Annotated in this window: 15 protein-coding genes; 7 read left to right on the top strand and 8 right to left on the bottom strand. The window is 66.7% G+C overall.

Going from position 1 to position 15,408, the window contains the following annotated elements; all coding sequences use genetic code 11:
* Positions 1–3: 3 nt before the first annotated feature.
* From ACSQ3P_RS03890 to ACSQ3P_RS03860, 7 genes are all read left to right on the top strand, one after another.
* Positions 4–1,554 (top strand): hydantoinase B/oxoprolinase family protein, encoded by a 1,551-nt coding sequence (locus ACSQ3P_RS03890; RefSeq protein WP_436164313.1) that lies wholly within the window; start codon positions 4–6, stop codon positions 1,552–1,554.
* 90 nt (positions 1,555–1,644) lie between these two features.
* Positions 1,645–2,784, top strand: coding sequence for an ABC transporter substrate-binding protein (locus ACSQ3P_RS03885; RefSeq protein WP_436164312.1), 1,140 nt, complete (start codon positions 1,645–1,647; stop codon positions 2,782–2,784).
* Complete coding sequence (locus tag ACSQ3P_RS03880) at positions 2,781–3,521, top strand: ABC transporter ATP-binding protein (protein ID WP_436164311.1); 741 nt, start codon at positions 2,781–2,783, stop codon at positions 3,519–3,521. The genes ACSQ3P_RS03885 and ACSQ3P_RS03880 overlap by 4 nt, the downstream gene beginning before the upstream one ends.
* Positions 3,490–4,455, top strand: coding sequence for a branched-chain amino acid ABC transporter permease (locus ACSQ3P_RS03875; RefSeq protein ID WP_436164310.1), 966 nt, complete (start codon positions 3,490–3,492; stop codon positions 4,453–4,455). The genes ACSQ3P_RS03880 and ACSQ3P_RS03875 overlap by 32 nt, the downstream gene beginning before the upstream one ends.
* Positions 4,452–5,237, top strand: a complete 786-nt coding sequence (locus ACSQ3P_RS03870; RefSeq protein ID WP_436164309.1) for an ABC transporter ATP-binding protein — start codon at positions 4,452–4,454, stop codon at positions 5,235–5,237. Before ACSQ3P_RS03875 ends, ACSQ3P_RS03870 begins: the two co-directional genes overlap by 4 nt.
* Positions 5,230–6,108: a branched-chain amino acid ABC transporter permease gene (locus ACSQ3P_RS03865; RefSeq protein WP_069691811.1), complete on the top strand. Its 879-nt coding sequence runs from the start codon at positions 5,230–5,232 to the stop codon at positions 6,106–6,108. The genes ACSQ3P_RS03870 and ACSQ3P_RS03865 overlap by 8 nt, the downstream gene beginning before the upstream one ends.
* 28 nt (positions 6,109–6,136) lie before the next feature.
* Positions 6,137–6,469, top strand: coding sequence for a cupin domain-containing protein (locus ACSQ3P_RS03860; protein WP_092166171.1), 333 nt, complete (start codon positions 6,137–6,139; stop codon positions 6,467–6,469).
* A 227-nt stretch (positions 6,470–6,696) separates the two neighbouring features.
* Here ACSQ3P_RS03860 and ACSQ3P_RS03855 read toward each other — a convergent pair whose 3' ends face one another.
* The 8 genes from ACSQ3P_RS03855 to ACSQ3P_RS03820 all read right to left on the bottom strand — a co-directional run bounded on the left by ACSQ3P_RS03855 (position 6,697) and on the right by ACSQ3P_RS03820 (position 15,220).
* Positions 6,697–7,848: a Gfo/Idh/MocA family protein gene (locus ACSQ3P_RS03855; RefSeq protein WP_436164308.1), complete on the bottom strand. Its 1,152-nt coding sequence runs from the start codon at positions 7,846–7,848 to the stop codon at positions 6,697–6,699.
* A 16-nt stretch (positions 7,849–7,864) separates the two neighbouring features.
* Complete coding sequence (locus ACSQ3P_RS03850; protein WP_436164307.1) at positions 7,865–8,923, bottom strand: sugar phosphate isomerase/epimerase family protein; 1,059 nt, start codon at positions 8,921–8,923, stop codon at positions 7,865–7,867.
* A 117-nt stretch (positions 8,924–9,040) separates the two neighbouring features.
* Positions 9,041–10,201 (bottom strand): Gfo/Idh/MocA family protein, encoded by a 1,161-nt coding sequence (locus ACSQ3P_RS03845; protein WP_436164306.1) that lies wholly within the window; start codon positions 10,199–10,201, stop codon positions 9,041–9,043.
* A 10-nt stretch (positions 10,202–10,211) separates the two neighbouring features.
* Positions 10,212–10,970, bottom strand: a complete 759-nt coding sequence (locus tag ACSQ3P_RS03840; protein WP_436164305.1) for a sugar phosphate isomerase/epimerase family protein — start codon at positions 10,968–10,970, stop codon at positions 10,212–10,214.
* Positions 10,971–10,997: 27 nt separating this feature from the next.
* Positions 10,998–12,074: an ABC transporter ATP-binding protein gene (locus ACSQ3P_RS03835; protein WP_436164304.1), complete on the bottom strand. Its 1,077-nt coding sequence runs from the start codon at positions 12,072–12,074 to the stop codon at positions 10,998–11,000.
* A gap of 2 nt (positions 12,075–12,076) precedes the next feature.
* A complete protein-coding gene (locus ACSQ3P_RS03830; RefSeq protein WP_436164303.1) occupies positions 12,077–12,970 on the bottom strand; it encodes a carbohydrate ABC transporter permease in 894 nt (297 codons plus the stop codon).
* Positions 12,967–13,860 (bottom strand): carbohydrate ABC transporter permease, encoded by an 894-nt coding sequence (locus tag ACSQ3P_RS03825; RefSeq protein ID WP_310149784.1) that lies wholly within the window; start codon positions 13,858–13,860, stop codon positions 12,967–12,969. The genes ACSQ3P_RS03830 and ACSQ3P_RS03825 overlap by 4 nt, the downstream gene beginning before the upstream one ends.
* A gap of 118 nt (positions 13,861–13,978) precedes the next feature.
* The gene (locus ACSQ3P_RS03820) at positions 13,979–15,220 is read right to left on the bottom strand and encodes an ABC transporter substrate-binding protein (protein WP_436164302.1); all 1,242 of its coding nucleotides are present in this window, start codon (positions 15,218–15,220) and stop codon (positions 13,979–13,981) included.
* Positions 15,221–15,408 lie beyond the last annotated feature (188 nt).

The following is a 15,408-nucleotide window of genomic DNA, read 5'->3' as shown; positions in this document are numbered from 1 at the left end:
CCAATGGATGGCGTTGAACTCGAAATCCTCTGGTCGAACCTGATCGGCATCGTCAACGAGCGGGCCAAGGCGCTGCAGCGCATCGCCTTCAGCCCGATCGTGCGCGAGGCAGGCGACCTCGCCTGCGCGCTCTTCGACCAGCGCGGCCGGATGGTGGCGCAGGCCAATACCGGCACGCCCGGCCATATCAACTCGCTCGCCTTCGCCGGCGCGCATCTCGTGCGCATCTTCGAGGGGCGCTGCGAGCCCGGCGACGTGCTGATCACCAATGATCCCTGGCTTTCGGCCGGGCATTTCTTCGACATCACGGTGCTGACGCCGATTTTCGACGGGCAAAACCTCATCGCCTATATCGGCTCGACCATCCACCACACAGATATCGGCGGCTACGGCATCGGCGCCGGCGCGCGCGACGTGCATGAGGAGGGGCTGTGGATTCCCCCGCTCAAGCTCTATGAGCGCGGCAAGCCCAACGAGGTCCTCCACGACATCATCCGGCGCAATGTGCGCACGCCGGACGCCGTCTTCGGCGACCTCTCCGCCCAGGTCTCCAGCGGCGAGGCGGCGGCCGAATACCTGATCATGCTGTGCCGGCGCTATGGCGTCGCCGATATCGAAACCCTGTCGGACGAGATCATCAACCGATCGGAAGAGGCGACACGCAACGCCATCCGCAAGCTGAAGCCCGGCACCTATCACGGAGAAACCAGCTTCGACGTGCCCGGCGGCGAGATCATCACGCTCAAGACCGCCGTGACGGTCGATGTCGAGGCCGGCGCGATCATCGTCGACTTCGCCGGCTCGTCGCCCCAGACCGCCACCGGCATCAATGTCGTGCTGAATTACACCCACGCCTATTCGACCTTCGCCATCCGCTCCTGCCTCAACCCCGATCTGCCCAACAACACCGGCTCGCTCGCGCCCATCGAAGTGCGCGCGCCGGAGGGCTCGATCATCAACTGTGCCTATCCGGCGCCGGTGAACGCCCGCCATGTGGTTGGCATGTATGTGCCGATGCCGATCCTGAAGGCGCTGCATCAGGTCATGCCCGAGCGCGTGCTGGCCGAGGGCTCGGGCGCGGTCTGGACCATGCAGATCCAGGGCAAGCGGCAGGACGGCCAGGCCTTCACCTCCTCCATGTTCAACTATTCCGGCGGCATGGGCGCCCGCGCCAACAAGCCAGGCCCCAGCGCGACCTGCTATCCGACCGGCGTCGCGGCGGTGCCGATCGAGATTCTGGAGGCGACGATGCCGATCGTGTTCGACCGCAAGGAGCTGCGGCGCGGTTCGGGCGGCAAGGGGCGCATGCAGGGCGGCGACGGCCAGAGCATCCAGTTCCATATGCGCACCGATGCGCCCTGGCTGTTGAACGCAGTGCCGAGCCGGCTGAACCGCGGCCCCGACGGCATCGACGGTGGGCTGCCCGGCGCATCCGGCCACTTCCTCGTCAACGGCAAGCCGGTCAGCGAAGCCAAGAAGCTGACGATGCAGCCTGGCGACGTCGTGCTCCTCGAAACGCCTGGCGGCGGCGGCTACGGAAAACCAGCAGCCTGAGCGAGGCGTGATGCCTCGCCACCAAGACCATAAAGGGCGCGCCGCAGCTTGCGGCGAACGACCCGAAAACAAGGGAAACGGGAGGAACCCATGAAGACATCCAATGCCGTGGTGGCCGCGCTCGCCGCCTGCCTCGCATCGGCTCTGCCGCAGATGGCGGGCGCACAGGACTACAAGATCGGCGTCTCAGCCGGGCTCACCGGCTATGCCGCAACCGTCGACCGCGCCTGGCGCGACGGCGTCGAGCTCGCGGCGGCAGCCGTCAACGCCAAGGGCGGCGTGATGGGCCGCAAGATCCAGGTGATCGTCGAGGACAACCGCTCCGAGCCGCAGGAATCCGTGACCGTCTACCGAAAGATGCTCAGCTCCGACAAGGTCGACGTCTTCGTCAGCGGCTGCGTCTCGGCCGGCAATTTCGCCGCCGCCGGCCTGCTGCTGCGCGCCAAGGTGCCGATGATGCTGTGCTCGATCCTGCCGCAACTGGCCGAGCATCTGCCCTGGGCTTTCACGACGCTGCCGCCGGCCGGTTTCGAGGTCGACAAGCGCCTCGAATTCCTCAAGGAGAAGACGCAAATCCGCAAGATCGCGGTGCTGCATGACCCCACGCCCTACGCCAATCTCCAGAAGACCGTGGCCGAGCGCAACGCCGCGAAATACGGGCTCGAAATCGTCTCCATCGAGCAATACAAGCAGGATGACGCCGATCTCAGCGTCCAGATCAGCAAGGCGCGTTCGGCCGGGGCCGGCGCCATCCTGAAGATCGGGCTCGGCGGCACCACGCTGACCGCCGCCAAGAACATCAAGCAGCTCGGCGCCGACATGCTGCTCTTGACGAGCCTCGAGGATCTCGCCGTGTTCGGCCCCGTCGCCGAAGTGCTGGGCGACAAGTTCTTCTTCGTCGCCTCGCCCTCGCAGGTCTATGAGGCGCTGCCGGACGGCCCGCTCAAGACCAGCATCAAGGCGTTCCTCGATCCCTGGCGCGAGAAGTACCGGGATCGCGACCCGAACTGGGCCTCGCGCGGCTGGGACGGCGTGATGCTCACCGTCGCCGCGGTCGAGCAGGCCAAGTCCTTCGAGGGCGAGAAGCTCCGCGCGGCCTATGAGGAGCTGAAGGGCTTCCAGGGCACGACCGGCGTCTATAATTTCCGGCCCGACCTGCATCAGGGCATCACCGAAAACCCCTTCGTGCTGGCGACGATCCAGAACGGCGCAGTCAAGGTGGTGCAATGAACCTGGCCACGGCGCCGGGCGTCGCGGCTCCCGCGCCCATATTGGCGGCGACAGGGCTCTCGGCCCGCTATGGCCATGTCCAGGCGCTGCATCCGCTCGATATCCGGATCGGCGAAGGCGAGCTCGTCGCCGTGCTCGGTCCCAACGGCGCCGGCAAATCGACCTTGCTGCGGGCGCTGATGGGGCTGGTCTCGAATGCGGGCGAGGTCCGCTTCCGGGGCGCGCCGCTGCCGCGCCAGGATGTCGTCGCGGTCGCCTCGCGCGGCATCGTCCTGGTGCCGGAGGGGCGCGGCATCTTCGGGCCGATGAGCGTGGCCGACAATCTCGAGCTCGGCGCCTATCGCCTGCGCGACAAGCCCGAATTCGCCCGCCGGCGCGAGCGCGTGCTGACGCTCTTCCCGCGCCTGAAGGAGCGGCTGGGGCAGATGGCGGGTTCGATGTCGGGCGGCGAGCAGCAGATGCTCGCCATCGGCCGGGCGCTGATGGCCGGTCCCAAGGTCCTGCTCCTGGACGAGCCTTCGCTTGGTCTGGCGCCCCGCGTCACCGACGAAATCCTGGAGACGCTCGGCCTCCTGAACCGCGAGGGCCTCGCGATCGTGCTGGTCGAGCAGAAGGCGCCGCTGGCGCTGAAGCTCGCAGCGCGAGTCTACCTGCTTTCCCTGGGGCGCATCGTCGCCGAACTCGATCCGCGTGACATCACATCCCATGACGATCTCGCCCAGCATTACCTCTCCTGACCGGCGCCGCCTGCGGCTCGTCGGCCTGCTGCCCTGGCTCTTCGCCGGCGCGGTCGTCGGCTATGCCATCCTTGTCGGCGGCTATGCGGCCACCGTCGTCTCCTTCGCGCTGATCTATGCCGTCTTCGTCACCGGCCTGAACCTGTTCATGGGCTTCGCCGCCCAGGTCTCCTTCGGCCAAAACGCCTTCGCCGCGATCGGCGGCTATGTCTCCGCCGTGCTCACTGCGAGCCATGGCTGGAGCCCCCTGCCCGCCATGGCGCTGGGCATGGCAGCTGCTGTCCTGGCTGCCGCCATCATCGGCTTTCCGACCTTGCGCCTAAAGGGCCATTACCTCGCCATGGGCACGCTCGCCATCGGCCTGATCGCCTATGAGATCACGGTCGAATGGCAGTCGGTGACGCAAGGCTATATGGGCATTTCCGGCATCCCGCCGCTTAGCCTGGCGGGCTACGAGGTCTCCTCGGATCGCGGCCAGCTCGTCATGCTGGCACTCGTCGTCGCTGGCGGCGCTTTCGCCACGGCGCGCATCCGCCGCTCGCGCTTCGGCCGCGCCTTGTCGGCCGTGGCGGGCAGCGAGGAAGCAGCCCAAGCGCTGGGCATCGATGTCGCGCGCTACAAGTTGATGGCCTTCCTGCTCTCGGCGGGCTTTGCCGCGCTGGCAGGCTCGCTCTTCGTCCATGTCGTCGGCTTCGTCAGCCCGGAGGTGTTCGGGCTGCACATGGTCATCGTCACCTTCACCATGCTCTATGTCGGCGGCATCGGCACCGTCGCCGGGCCGTTGATCGGCGCGCTCATCGTCAGCCTGCTGCCCGAGACCTTCCGCGCCTTCAAGGACTATCAGGACCTCGCCTATGGCGCGGCGCTGATCCTGCTCCTGATCTACGCGCCGCGCGGTCTCGCCAGCCTGTTCTCGACGCGAGGCCGCTCATGACCCGCCGCCTGCGCCTCGAAGGCGTGACGCGCCGCTTCGGCGGCCTCATTGCCGTCGACGATGTCAGCTTTTCCGTGCCGGCCCAGGGCGTGACGGCCGTGATCGGCCCCAATGGCGCCGGCAAGACCACGCTGTTCAACCTGATCTCGGGCTTCCTACCGCCGAGTTCAGGACAGATCATCTTCGAGGAGCAGGACATCACCGGCCTGCCGCCTGTCAGGATCGCGGCGCGCGGGCTGGTGCGCACCTTCCAGCTCGTCAGGCTGTTCGAGGATCTGAGTGTGCTCGACAACGTCAAGGTCGGTTGCCATCTGCATGGCAAGGCCGGCCTGTTTTCGGCCCTGCTGCGCCCGGCCTCGGCCCGGCGCGAGGAAGCCGAGGTCGAAAGCCGCGCCCGCGAGCTGCTGGCTTTCACCGGCCTTGCCGCGCTGGCCGGCGAACCCGCCTCCAGCCTGCCCTATGGCCGGCAGCGCCTGCTGGAACTGGCCCGCGCCATGGCCGCGGGTCCGCGCCTGATCCTGCTCGACGAGCCGGCGGCGGGACTGAACGCCGAGGAATCGGCCGCCCTGTCGCGGATCATCAGGCGCATCGCTGAGACCGGCACGACGGTGCTGCTGGTCGAGCACGACATGACCCTGGTGATGAACACGGCCGACCGGATCGTCGCGGTCGATTTCGGCCGCAAGATCGCCGAGGGCACGCCGGCGCAGATCCGCTCCGACCCGGCCGTGATCGCGGCCTATCTCGGCGCCCCCGCCAGCAAGGAAGCGGCCCATGGCTGACTGGTCCTATATCCCCCAGGTCCTCGTCAGCGGGCTCGGCATCGGCTGCGTCTACGGGCTGATCGGCATCGGTTTCTGCGTGATCTACAATGCCAGCGGCATCGTGAACTTCGCCCAAGGCGCCTTCGTGATGCTCGGCGGCATGATCACCCAGACATTGTTCAGCCGCCACGGCCTGCCCTTGCCGGTGGCGGCGCTGGTCGCGGTCGCAGCGGTCGCTGCGCTCGGCGTCGCGATCGAGCGGATCGTCGTCAGGCCGCTCTGGAACCGCAAGGCAACGATGTTCGTGATGATCCTGGCGACGCTCGCAGCCCAGATCGTTATCGAGCGCTTGACGCTGATCGCGGTCGGCGACCAGCCCAAGACGCTGCCGGTCTTCACCGACCTGCCGCCCCTCATGATCGGCAGCGTCGCGATCGGCACGCAATTCCTCTGGATTGTCGGCGGCTCGCTCGCGATCGTCGCGCTGCTTGCCGCCTTCTTCGCCCTGACGCGGACCGGCAAGGCGATGCGGGCCTGCTCAATCAACCGCGAGGCGGCAGCGCTGCAAGGCATCCCGGTCTCGCGCATGCTGGCGCTGGCCTTCGCGCTCAGTGCGGCATTGGGTGCCATCGCCGGCATATTGATCACGCCGACACAGTACACCGCCTTCAATGTCGGCGTGCCCTTCGCCATCAGCGGCTTCATCGCCGCGATCGTCGGCGGCTTCGGGCGTCCCTTCGGGGCCTTTCTCGGCGGGCTGCTGCTCGGCCTGATGCAGGCGCTCGCCATCGTCGTCTTCGGCGCCGGCCTCAAGACCGTCGCGGCCTTGTCGGTGCTGCTGCTGTTCCTCTTCATCCGCCCATCGGGAATTCTCGGCGCGGCCAAGTGAGCGCGCCTGCCACGACTGGAGACAAGCCATGGACATCCACAAGATCGACTGGAGCCAGCTCCCCTGGACGCCGGTGCGCCCGGGCGTCGAGCGCAAGGCCTTTTCGGGCAGCGCCGCGACGCTGGCACTGCACCGATTGATGCCGGGCCATGAGCCAAAACCCCACAGCCATCCCCATGAGCAGATCGCCTATATCGTCAGCGGCACGATCCGCTTCGTCGTCGGCGGCGAGGAACACCTCCTGGGACCGGGCTCGCTCCTTGTCGTGCCGGCCAATGTCGAGCATTGGGGCGAGGTCGTCGGCGACGAACCCGTGATCAATCTCGACGTTTTCACACCGCGCAGGCCTGAATACGCCTGATGAGAGAAATCGCCCATCCTCTTGAATTGATTCGCGAACCTTTTTGCCCACCAGTTTCAACGGAAACGGCGCCATCTCGGCCAGTGGCACATTCCTCGATTCTCGCGTCGAGACTGCGCCATCAAAGCCCGGGTTCAAACATCCAGGGCGTCTTCGAGGGAAGTGGACACAGGTTCGCGTGAAGAAAGCACGTCAAAATAGATGACTTTAGAATGGCGCGGCAGCCTTCACGCCTCCGCCGTCACCCAGAGCCCGCCCGCAGCGTGGGAGCGCAGCGCGGCCTCGACCATGGCGACGCCGGCGAAGCCATCCTCGATCGTCGGGAAGGTGACCATCGGATCGAGCGGCGCGCCCTTGCGCCGGGCTTGGATCGCCTCAGCCACCTCCGCATAGATCGTAGCGAAGGCCTCCAGATAGCCTTCCGGATGGCCCGAGGGAATGCGGCTGACGCGCTGCCCGGCAGCGTTCACTGCCGCCGTGCCCCGGCGGATGAGACGTGGCGCCTCCCCGAGCGGCGACCAGACGAGCTGGTTTGGCTCCTCCTGAGACCAGTCGAGGCCGCCTTTCTCGCCAAAAACCCGCAGCCGCAGGCCGTTGTCGCAGCCCGGCGCGACCTGGCTCGCCCAGAGCGCGCCGCGTGCGCCATTGCCGTAGCGCAGCAGGATCTGGGCGTTGTCGTCGAGCCGGCGTCCCGGCACGAAGCTGGTCAACTCGGCCAGGATCTGCTCGGGAGCCATGCCGGTGACGAAATGCGCGAGCTGATAGGCATGGGTGCCGATATCGCCGATGCAGCCGCCCGCGCCCGAACGCGCCGGGTCGGTGCGCCATTCCGCCTGCTTCTGGCCGGTAGCCTCGAGCGGCCCGGCGAGCCAGTCCTGCGGATATTCCACCTGCACGACCCGGATCGCCCCGAGCTCGCCTGCCTGCACCATGGCGCGGGCATGGCGGACCAGCGCATAGCCCGAATAGTTGTAGGTGACCGCGAAGATCAAACCGCTTGCCCGCACCTTGTCGCGCAGCCGGCGCGCCTCCGCCAATGTCGCGGTCAGCGGCTTATCGCAGATCACATGCAGGCCGGCTTCGAGAAAGGCTTCGGCCACCGATGCATGCATATGGTTGGGCGTGACGATCGCGACCGCCTCCACGCCGTCGCCGCGCGCGGCCTCGGCTCGGGCCATGCTGCGATAGTCGGGATAGGAGCGCTCCAGCGGAAGCCCGATCGCCTCAGCCGAACGTCGCGCCTTGTCAGGCGAGGCAGAGAGCGCGCCTGCGACCAATTCGTAACGGTCGTCGAGGCGGGCGGCGATGCGGTGGACGGCGCCGATGAACGCGCCTTCGCCGCCCCCTACCATCCCCAGTCGAATGCGTGGCTCGGCCATCGCGGCATCTCCTCGTTCAGGTCAGGCCCAGCATGCGGCGCAGCTGCGCATCGTCGCTGCCGGCGCCGGCGAAATCGTCGAACGCCTTGTCGGTGACGCGGATGATCTGGTCGGCGATGAAGGCCGCGCCCTCGCGTGCGCCATCCTCGGGATGCTTCAGGCAGCACTCCCATTCCAGCACCGCCCAGCGATCATAGCCGATGGCGGCGAGCCTGGAGAAGATCGCCTTGAAATCGACCTGCCCATCGCCCAGCGAACGGAAACGGCCGGCGCGGTTGAGCCAGGGCTGGAAGCCGGAATAGACGCCTTGCCGGCCGCTCGGATTGAACTCCGCATCCTTGACGTGGAAGGCCCGGATGCGCTCGGCATAGATGTCGATGAAGGCGAGATAGTCGAGCTGCTGCAGCAGGAAATGCGACGGATCGTAATTGATCGCGCAACGCGGATGATTGCCGACGCGCTCCAGGAACATCTCGAAGGTCGCGCCGTCGAAGACATCCTCGCCGGGATGGATCTCGTAGCAGAGATCGACACCAGCCTCCTCATAGGCGTCGAGAATCGGCCGCCAGCGCCGGCCAAGTTCATCGAAGGCGGTCTCGATCAGCCCCGGCGCGCGCTGCGGCCAGGGATAGAGGAAGGGCCAGGCCAGCGCCCCGGTGAAGCTGACGCTGCCGCTGAGCCCAAGGCGGCGCGAGGCTTGCGCGGCCTTCATGAGCTGGTCGACGGCCCAGGCCTGGCGAGCCTGCGGCTTGCCCCTGAGGGCCACTGGGGCGAAGGCGTCGAAGGCCTCGTCATAGGCGGGGTGGACGGCGACGAGCTGGCCCTGGAGATGGGTCGAGAGCTCGGTGATCACGAGGCCATGGCTTGCCGCGATGCCGGCAACCTCGTCGCAATAGCTCTGCGAGCCCGCCGCCTTGTCGAGATCGAACAGGCGGGCATCGAAGGTCGGGATCTGGACGCCTTTGTAGCCGAGCCCGGAAGCCCAGCCGCAAATCCCGTCGAAACTGTTGAACGGCGCAGCGTCGCCGGCGAACTGCGCCAGGAAGAGCGCCGGTCCTTTCATCGTAGCGGGCATCGATCTCTCCTGCGTCCAGCGTCTCTGGTTGATGCTGCGGACCAGCTTTCCAGCCGGTCCGAATTGGCCTCCAGAGCGTCTGCCCCGGAGGAATAGGCAGCAAATTGCCGGCCCTGTTCAGCTCGCCGCAGCGCGCCAATAGGACGCCGCCTCCGCATCGGAGAGCGGCGCAGGCCGCTCCATGCGCGACTCCACCGCGATCGTGCCGCCATGCTCCCCGGCCCGCAGGATCGCATGCATGGCTTCCAGCACATGTGCCGCGAAAGCGCCCGACGCGCGATGCGGAGTTCCGTGCAGGACAGAGCTTGCCAGCTCGGCGATGCCGAGGCAGCGGTAATTCGCCCGGTCGGGTGCGCTGGCGGGCCAGTTCGGCGAGCGCCAATTCGGCTTGCCATAGAGCCGGTCTGCGGAATCGAGCACCTGCCAATCCTCGCCGCGCGCGGTGATCTCGACCGTGCCGCCGAAGAAATTCGGATCGGGCGCGCGCAGCGAGCCCTCGGTGCCGTAAAGCTCGATCGGCGGATGGCCGTGCTTCCACACATCCCAGCTCATCGACAGCACGATGTCGGCGCCTCCCACGAAATGCAGCAGCGCCATCACGGTCGTCGGTGTCTCGACCGTGATGCGGTCGCCTTTGCGCGCTCCTTCGGCTGTGACCATCCGCTCCGCGAAGCCAACGGAAGCGCGCGCCTGCACGCTCTCGATCGGCCCGAGCAGGTTGCACAGCGCACCGAGATAATAGGGCCCGATATCGAGGATCGGTCCGCCGCCAGGCTTGAAGAAGAACTCCGGGTTCGGGTGCCAATGCTCCATGCCGTGGGACATCAGGAAGCAGGAACCGGCCAGGACGCGCCCGACCTTGCCGCTGTCGATCGTCTCCCGGGCGAGCCGCCCACCCGCGCCGAGAAAGGTGTCGGGCGCGCAGCCGAGCTTCAGTCCGCGGCGATCAGCCTCCCGCACCAGCCGCAAGCCATCCTCGGCCGAGACGCAGAGCGGCTTTTCCGAGAAGACATGCTTGCCTGCCGTGAGCGCGGCATGGCTGACGGCGAAGTGGGCGTTCGGCGTCGTCAGATTGACGACGATATCGACCTCCGGATCACGCAGCAATTCGTCGATCGTAAGCGCCCGGATGCCGAATTTTTCAGCCCGGGCGCGCGCGCTTTCCGCCAGAAGATCGGCGCAGGCGACGAGGCGCACGCCTCGAAACAGCGCGAGGTTCTGCATGTAGATGGTTGAAATGACTCCGCAACCGACGATTCCGACACCAAGTTCGGTCATGCCCTGCTCCTCAGCGCCAGGATGAGACGGTAGCGAAGGCGCGCCGGGCAAAGCGGGCGACATCGTTGGGCTTGTCGTGCTCGGCGACGAACAGAGTCACGCCGATCTCCTGCAGCACCGGCAGAAGCTTTCCCCAATCGAGCACGCCATGGCCGGGATCGGCCCAGCCGTCCTCGTCCAGGCATTGGCCAACTGGGGCAATGTCCTTGACATGGACGGCTTTGACACGGCCGGCATAGCGCCTGACCTCGGCCGCAGGATCGGCCCCGCCGCGCACGATCCAGGCGAGGTCCGCCTCCCACAAAATGTCGGGCGCCTCCTGCAGCATGATGTCGAGGAAGCGCCGGCCATCCGCCGCCCTGCCATATTCCCAATGATGGTTGTGCCAGCCGAAGGTCAGCCCCTCGCCGGTGACGACCCTGCCGATCCGGTTGAGCTCCTGACCGATGGCCTTCCATTCGGCCTCGCCGCCCTCGCGCTCGCCGAGCGGCGGAGCAGGTGCGTAGATCGTGCCGACGCCGAGATCGCGGCAGAGCTTGACCGTCGCCACCGGGTCCGCCCGCAAGCGGTCCAGGCCGACATGCGATGTCGGCGCCGCGATGCCGTGATGCTCGAGCAACCCCTTCAGCCTGTCCGGTTCGTTCAGAAGCCCGCCGAAGGGCTCGACCTTGCGATAGCCGAGGCCCGCCAGCAGCTCGAACTGCGTCTCCAGCGGTTCGAGCATCCTGGCCGAGTAGAGCTGGAACGAAAGACCATCGAGCGGCGTCATGAAGTGTCCTTTCGGTTATGCGGAGGGTCAGAGACGCCGGCCAGTGGCGGCATCGAACAGGTTGAGCTTGTCGGCCGGCAGCCTGAGCTGCATCGCCTCGCCCGCGACGGTGCAGGTCTCCGCCGGCAGGCGCATCGAGAGCGGATGGCCGCCGACCCGCAGCCAGGCGAGCTGATCGCTGCCCATCGGTTCGACCATCTCGATTTTAGCCGGGACCCCGCCGCCGGTTTCGACATGCTCGGGGCGGATGCCGAGCTCGACAGGCGCGCCGTCTTGCGGCGGGGCCTCGAAAGCGTAGCCGTTCAGCGGGATGGCGATGCCCTCGGTCAGGAAGCAGGGCGCGCCCTCCTTCACTGCGAAGACGCCGGGCAGGAAGTTCATCGCCGGCGAGCCGACGAAGGAGGCCACAAACCGGTTCGCCGGCCGGCGGTAGATCTCGTTCGGCGTGCCAAGCTGCTGGATCACCCGGTCCTTCATCACCGCGATGCGGTCGGCCAGCGTCAGCGCCTCGATCTGGTCATGGGTGACGTAGATCATCGTCGCCGCCAGACGCTGATGCAGGCGCTTGATCTCGACCCGCAATTCGGCGCGAAGCTGGGCGTCGAGATTGGAGAGCGGCTCGTCGAACAGATAGACCCCGGCATCGCGCACCAGGGCACGGCCAATGGCGACGCGCTGGCGCTGGCCGCCCGAGAGCTCGGCCGGGCGGCGATCGAGCAATTCGGTGATCTGCAGCGTCGCGGCGGCAGCGTTGACCCGCCGCTCGATCTCGGGCTTCGGCATGCCGGCGACCTTGAGGCCGAAGGACATGTTGCCGCGCACGGTCATGCGCGGATAGAGCGCATAGGACTGGAACACCATGGCGATGCCACGGTCCTTCGGCTCCTCCCAGGTGACGTTCTTGCCGCCGATCCAGATCTGCCCGGCCTGCACGTCGATGAGGCCTGCGACCGCGTTCAGCAGCGTCGACTTCCCGCAGCCGGAGGGGCCGAGCAGGACGATGAACTCCGATTGCGCCACATCGAGATCGAGCTTCTCCAGCACGCGCACCGCGCCGAAGGAGATCTCGACCCCGCGGATGGAGACGTCGCAAAGCTTGCCCATGGTCAGCCTTTCACCGCGCCGGCGGCGATGCCGCGCACGAACCAGCGCCCGGAGGCGAAATAGACGGCGAGCGGGACGAGCGCCGTGAGGATGGTGGCGGCCATGTCGACGTTGTAGGCCCGCTCGCCCTGGGTGGAGTTGACGATGTTGTTGAGCTGCACCGTCATCGGCAGGTTCTCGCGGCCGGCGAAGATCAGCCCGAGAATGAAGTCGTTCCAGATGCCGGTGACCTGCAGGATGACGGCGACGATCAGCATCGGCGTCGCCATCGGCAGCATCACCGACCAGAAGATGCGGAAGAAGCCCGCCCCGTCGACACGCGCCGCCTTGAACAATTCCTGCGGCAGCGAGGCGAAGTAGTTGCGGAACAAGAGCGTCATCGTCGGCAAGCCGAAGATGGTGTGGATCAGCACGATGCCGAGGATCGAGTTGTTGATCCCGGCAAAGGCGAAGACGCGCACCAGCGGGTAGATGAAGATCTGGTAGGGCACGAAGGCCACGATCATCAGGGCGCCGAAGAGCAGGCCGGCCCCGCGCACCTTCCAGAAGGACAGAGCGTAGCCGGTGAGCGAACCCACCGCGATCGAGGCGACGACGGACGGCACCAGGATCTTCACCGAATTGAGGAAGCCGACGCTGATGCCGTCGCATCTCAACCCGGTGCAGGCCGCCGACCAGGCCTTGACCCAGGGCTCCAGGGTCGGCGCGCGCGGCAGGGCCAGGATCGCTCCGAGACGGATCTCCTCCATCGGCTTGAGCGAGGTCACGAGCATCACATAGAGCGGCGTCAGGAAGAACAGCGCCGTCACGATCAGGAAGGCGTAGATGCCGATGCGGGCGGGCGTCAGCCGGCGCGGCCGCATGCCGGCGGGTTGGGTCACGGCGATCGCGCTCATGCGTGCGCCCTCCGCGTCCGGCGGCTCTGCCAGACCAGCCAGGGCGCGACCACGGCCGCAACCGTGATCAGCATCGAGGTCGCCGCCGCTGTGGCGAGGCCGAGATTGCCGCGCTCGAACAGGTGGTCCATGACGAATTTGGCCGGCACCTCCGAGGCGACGCCGGGGCCGCCATTGGTCATCGCGACGGAAAGGTCGTAGAGGCGCACCACGCTGGTCGCGAGCAGGACGGCGGCGGTGGCGAAACTCGCGCCGAGCATCGGGATCACGATCGAGAGATAGACCCGCCAGGGCGGCAGGCCGTCGATCCTGGTCGCCTTCCAGATATCCTCGTCGATGCCGCGCAGGCCCGCCAGCATGATCGCCATGACCAGGCCCGCCGCATGCCAGACGGCGGCGAAGACCAGCGTGTAGATCACCATGTCCTGGCGCACGATCCAGTCGAAGCGGAAGGACGGGAAGCCGAAATCCCGGACCATCTTCTCAATGCCGAAGCTCGGGTTCAGCAGCCACTGCCAGACCAGGCCGGTGACGATGAACGACATCGAATAGGGGTAGAGGAAGATCGAGCGCAGCGTGTTCTCGGCCCGCACGCGCTGGTCGATCGCCACCGCCAGCAGGAAGCCCAGCGCCAGGCTCGCGATCAGGAACAGCGAGCCGAACACGGCGAGATTGGCGACCGAGACCTGCCAGCGTTCATTGCCCATCAGGGAGGCGTATTGGCGCAATCCGACAAAGGTGGAATTCGGCAGCATCCGCGACGATGTCAGCGAGATCCACACGGTCCAGGCCGTGCAGCCGAGATAGACCACGACGAGGACCAGCAGCGCCGGCGACAAGGCGAGGCCCGCTGCGAGCCGGGACGCGGTTCGGTGTCTCACGAGGGGCATGGCAAAGCTCCGCCGCCGAGCGACCTAAGGGGAATGAGTGATGCTCCGGGGAGCCCCTGGAGCCGCCCTCGCCTGTCAAGGCGAAGGCGATGAGGCAAGCGAGGGTCCGAATGGGCCTTCAGAAAGGCTGCTTCAGCACGTCGGCAACCTTCGCCATGAAGGCGTCGGCGCTCATCGCCGGCGTGTTCCAATATTGCGAGATCACATCCTCCATCGCGCCGGTCAGGGCGGGAGGCGAGAGCATCTCCTGGGAGGCGACCTGATGCTTCTTGTCCGCCAGGAGCTTCACCGCCTTCTGGGCGCAGGCGTCCAGGGTGCTGACATCGAGATCGAGTCGAACCGGGATCGAGCCCTTCTTCTGGGCAAAGCGGATCTGCGTTTCCGGCTCGAGCATCACCTTGGCGAGCGCCAATTGCGCCTTCTGCTGGGCAGGGTCCTTGAGCTTGGGAAAGGCGAAGACGTCGCCTCCCATCACATAGCCGCCCTCGTTCGAGAGAATGGCGCAGCCGAACTCCTTGCCCGCCGTCTGGCCGGCCGCGGCGAACTCGCCCTTGGCCCAGTCGCCCATGATCTGCATCCCGGCCTTGCCCTGGATCACCAGATTGGTGGCGTCGTTCCAGTTCCGTCCGGGTGCGCCTGGGTCGATATAGCCGCGCAGCTTGCCATAGGTCTCGGCGACCGCCCTGAATTCGGGGCTCCTGGCCGCGGCCGGGTCGCGCTTGCCATGGATCGACGCCCACAGGGCGGCGCCGCCCTTGCCGACCAGCACGGCGTTGAAGAGGCCGCGTTCCCAGACCTTCTGGCCGCTGAAGGCCAGTGGAATCAGGCCCGCAGCCTTGAGCTTCTCGAGTGCGACGAGTGCCTCGTCCCAGTTCGCCGGCTCGGAGGCTCCGGCCTTCTCGAGCGCGGCCTTGGACAGCCACAACCAGTTCTGCCCGTGGATATTGACCGGCACCGCATACATCTTGCCGTTGCGGCTGGTGGCGTCGATGATCGCCTGAGGCATGAAGCTCTTCCACTTCTGCTCGGTCGCGATCTGGTCGACATCGCGCAGCAGATCGTTCTCGACCAGCTCGTCGAACTGCTTGCCGGTGTTGAACTGCATGGCGGTGGGCGGCGTGCCGCCGACGACGCGGTTGATGGCGGCGGTGCGGGCGTTGACGCCCCCGGCGATCGCCGTGTCGACCCAGGTTCCGCCCGCTTTCGCGAATTGTTCGGCGAAGACCTTCACCGCCGCCGACTCGCCGCCTGAGGTCCACCAATGGATGACCTCAGCCTTCATCTCCTGCGCATTCGCCTGGAACGCGGCGCCTGCCGCGCACGCCAAGGCGAGAGCCGTCAAGCAAGGCTTGAGTTTCATGGTCCTGTCCTCCCTGTGTTCGCATCGTCGTTGAACCCGTGTCCGGGCGCGCTGCGATTTCGATTTGTAATCGATTACATTTTTTTCCATACTGCCACAGGAACGACGCCTGTCAAGCCGTTCCGAGACGGTGTCTTGGCAGGCCGCCGGGATAACGATAGGGCAGATCGAGGCTAGAGCATTGTGCG

Origin of the sequence: Allobosea sp. LjRoot9 (genome assembly GCF_964252745.1) — a bacterium.
Lineage (GTDB): Bacteria > Pseudomonadota > Alphaproteobacteria > Rhizobiales > Beijerinckiaceae > Allobosea.
This window is presented reverse-complemented; position numbering and strand designations above follow the sequence as displayed.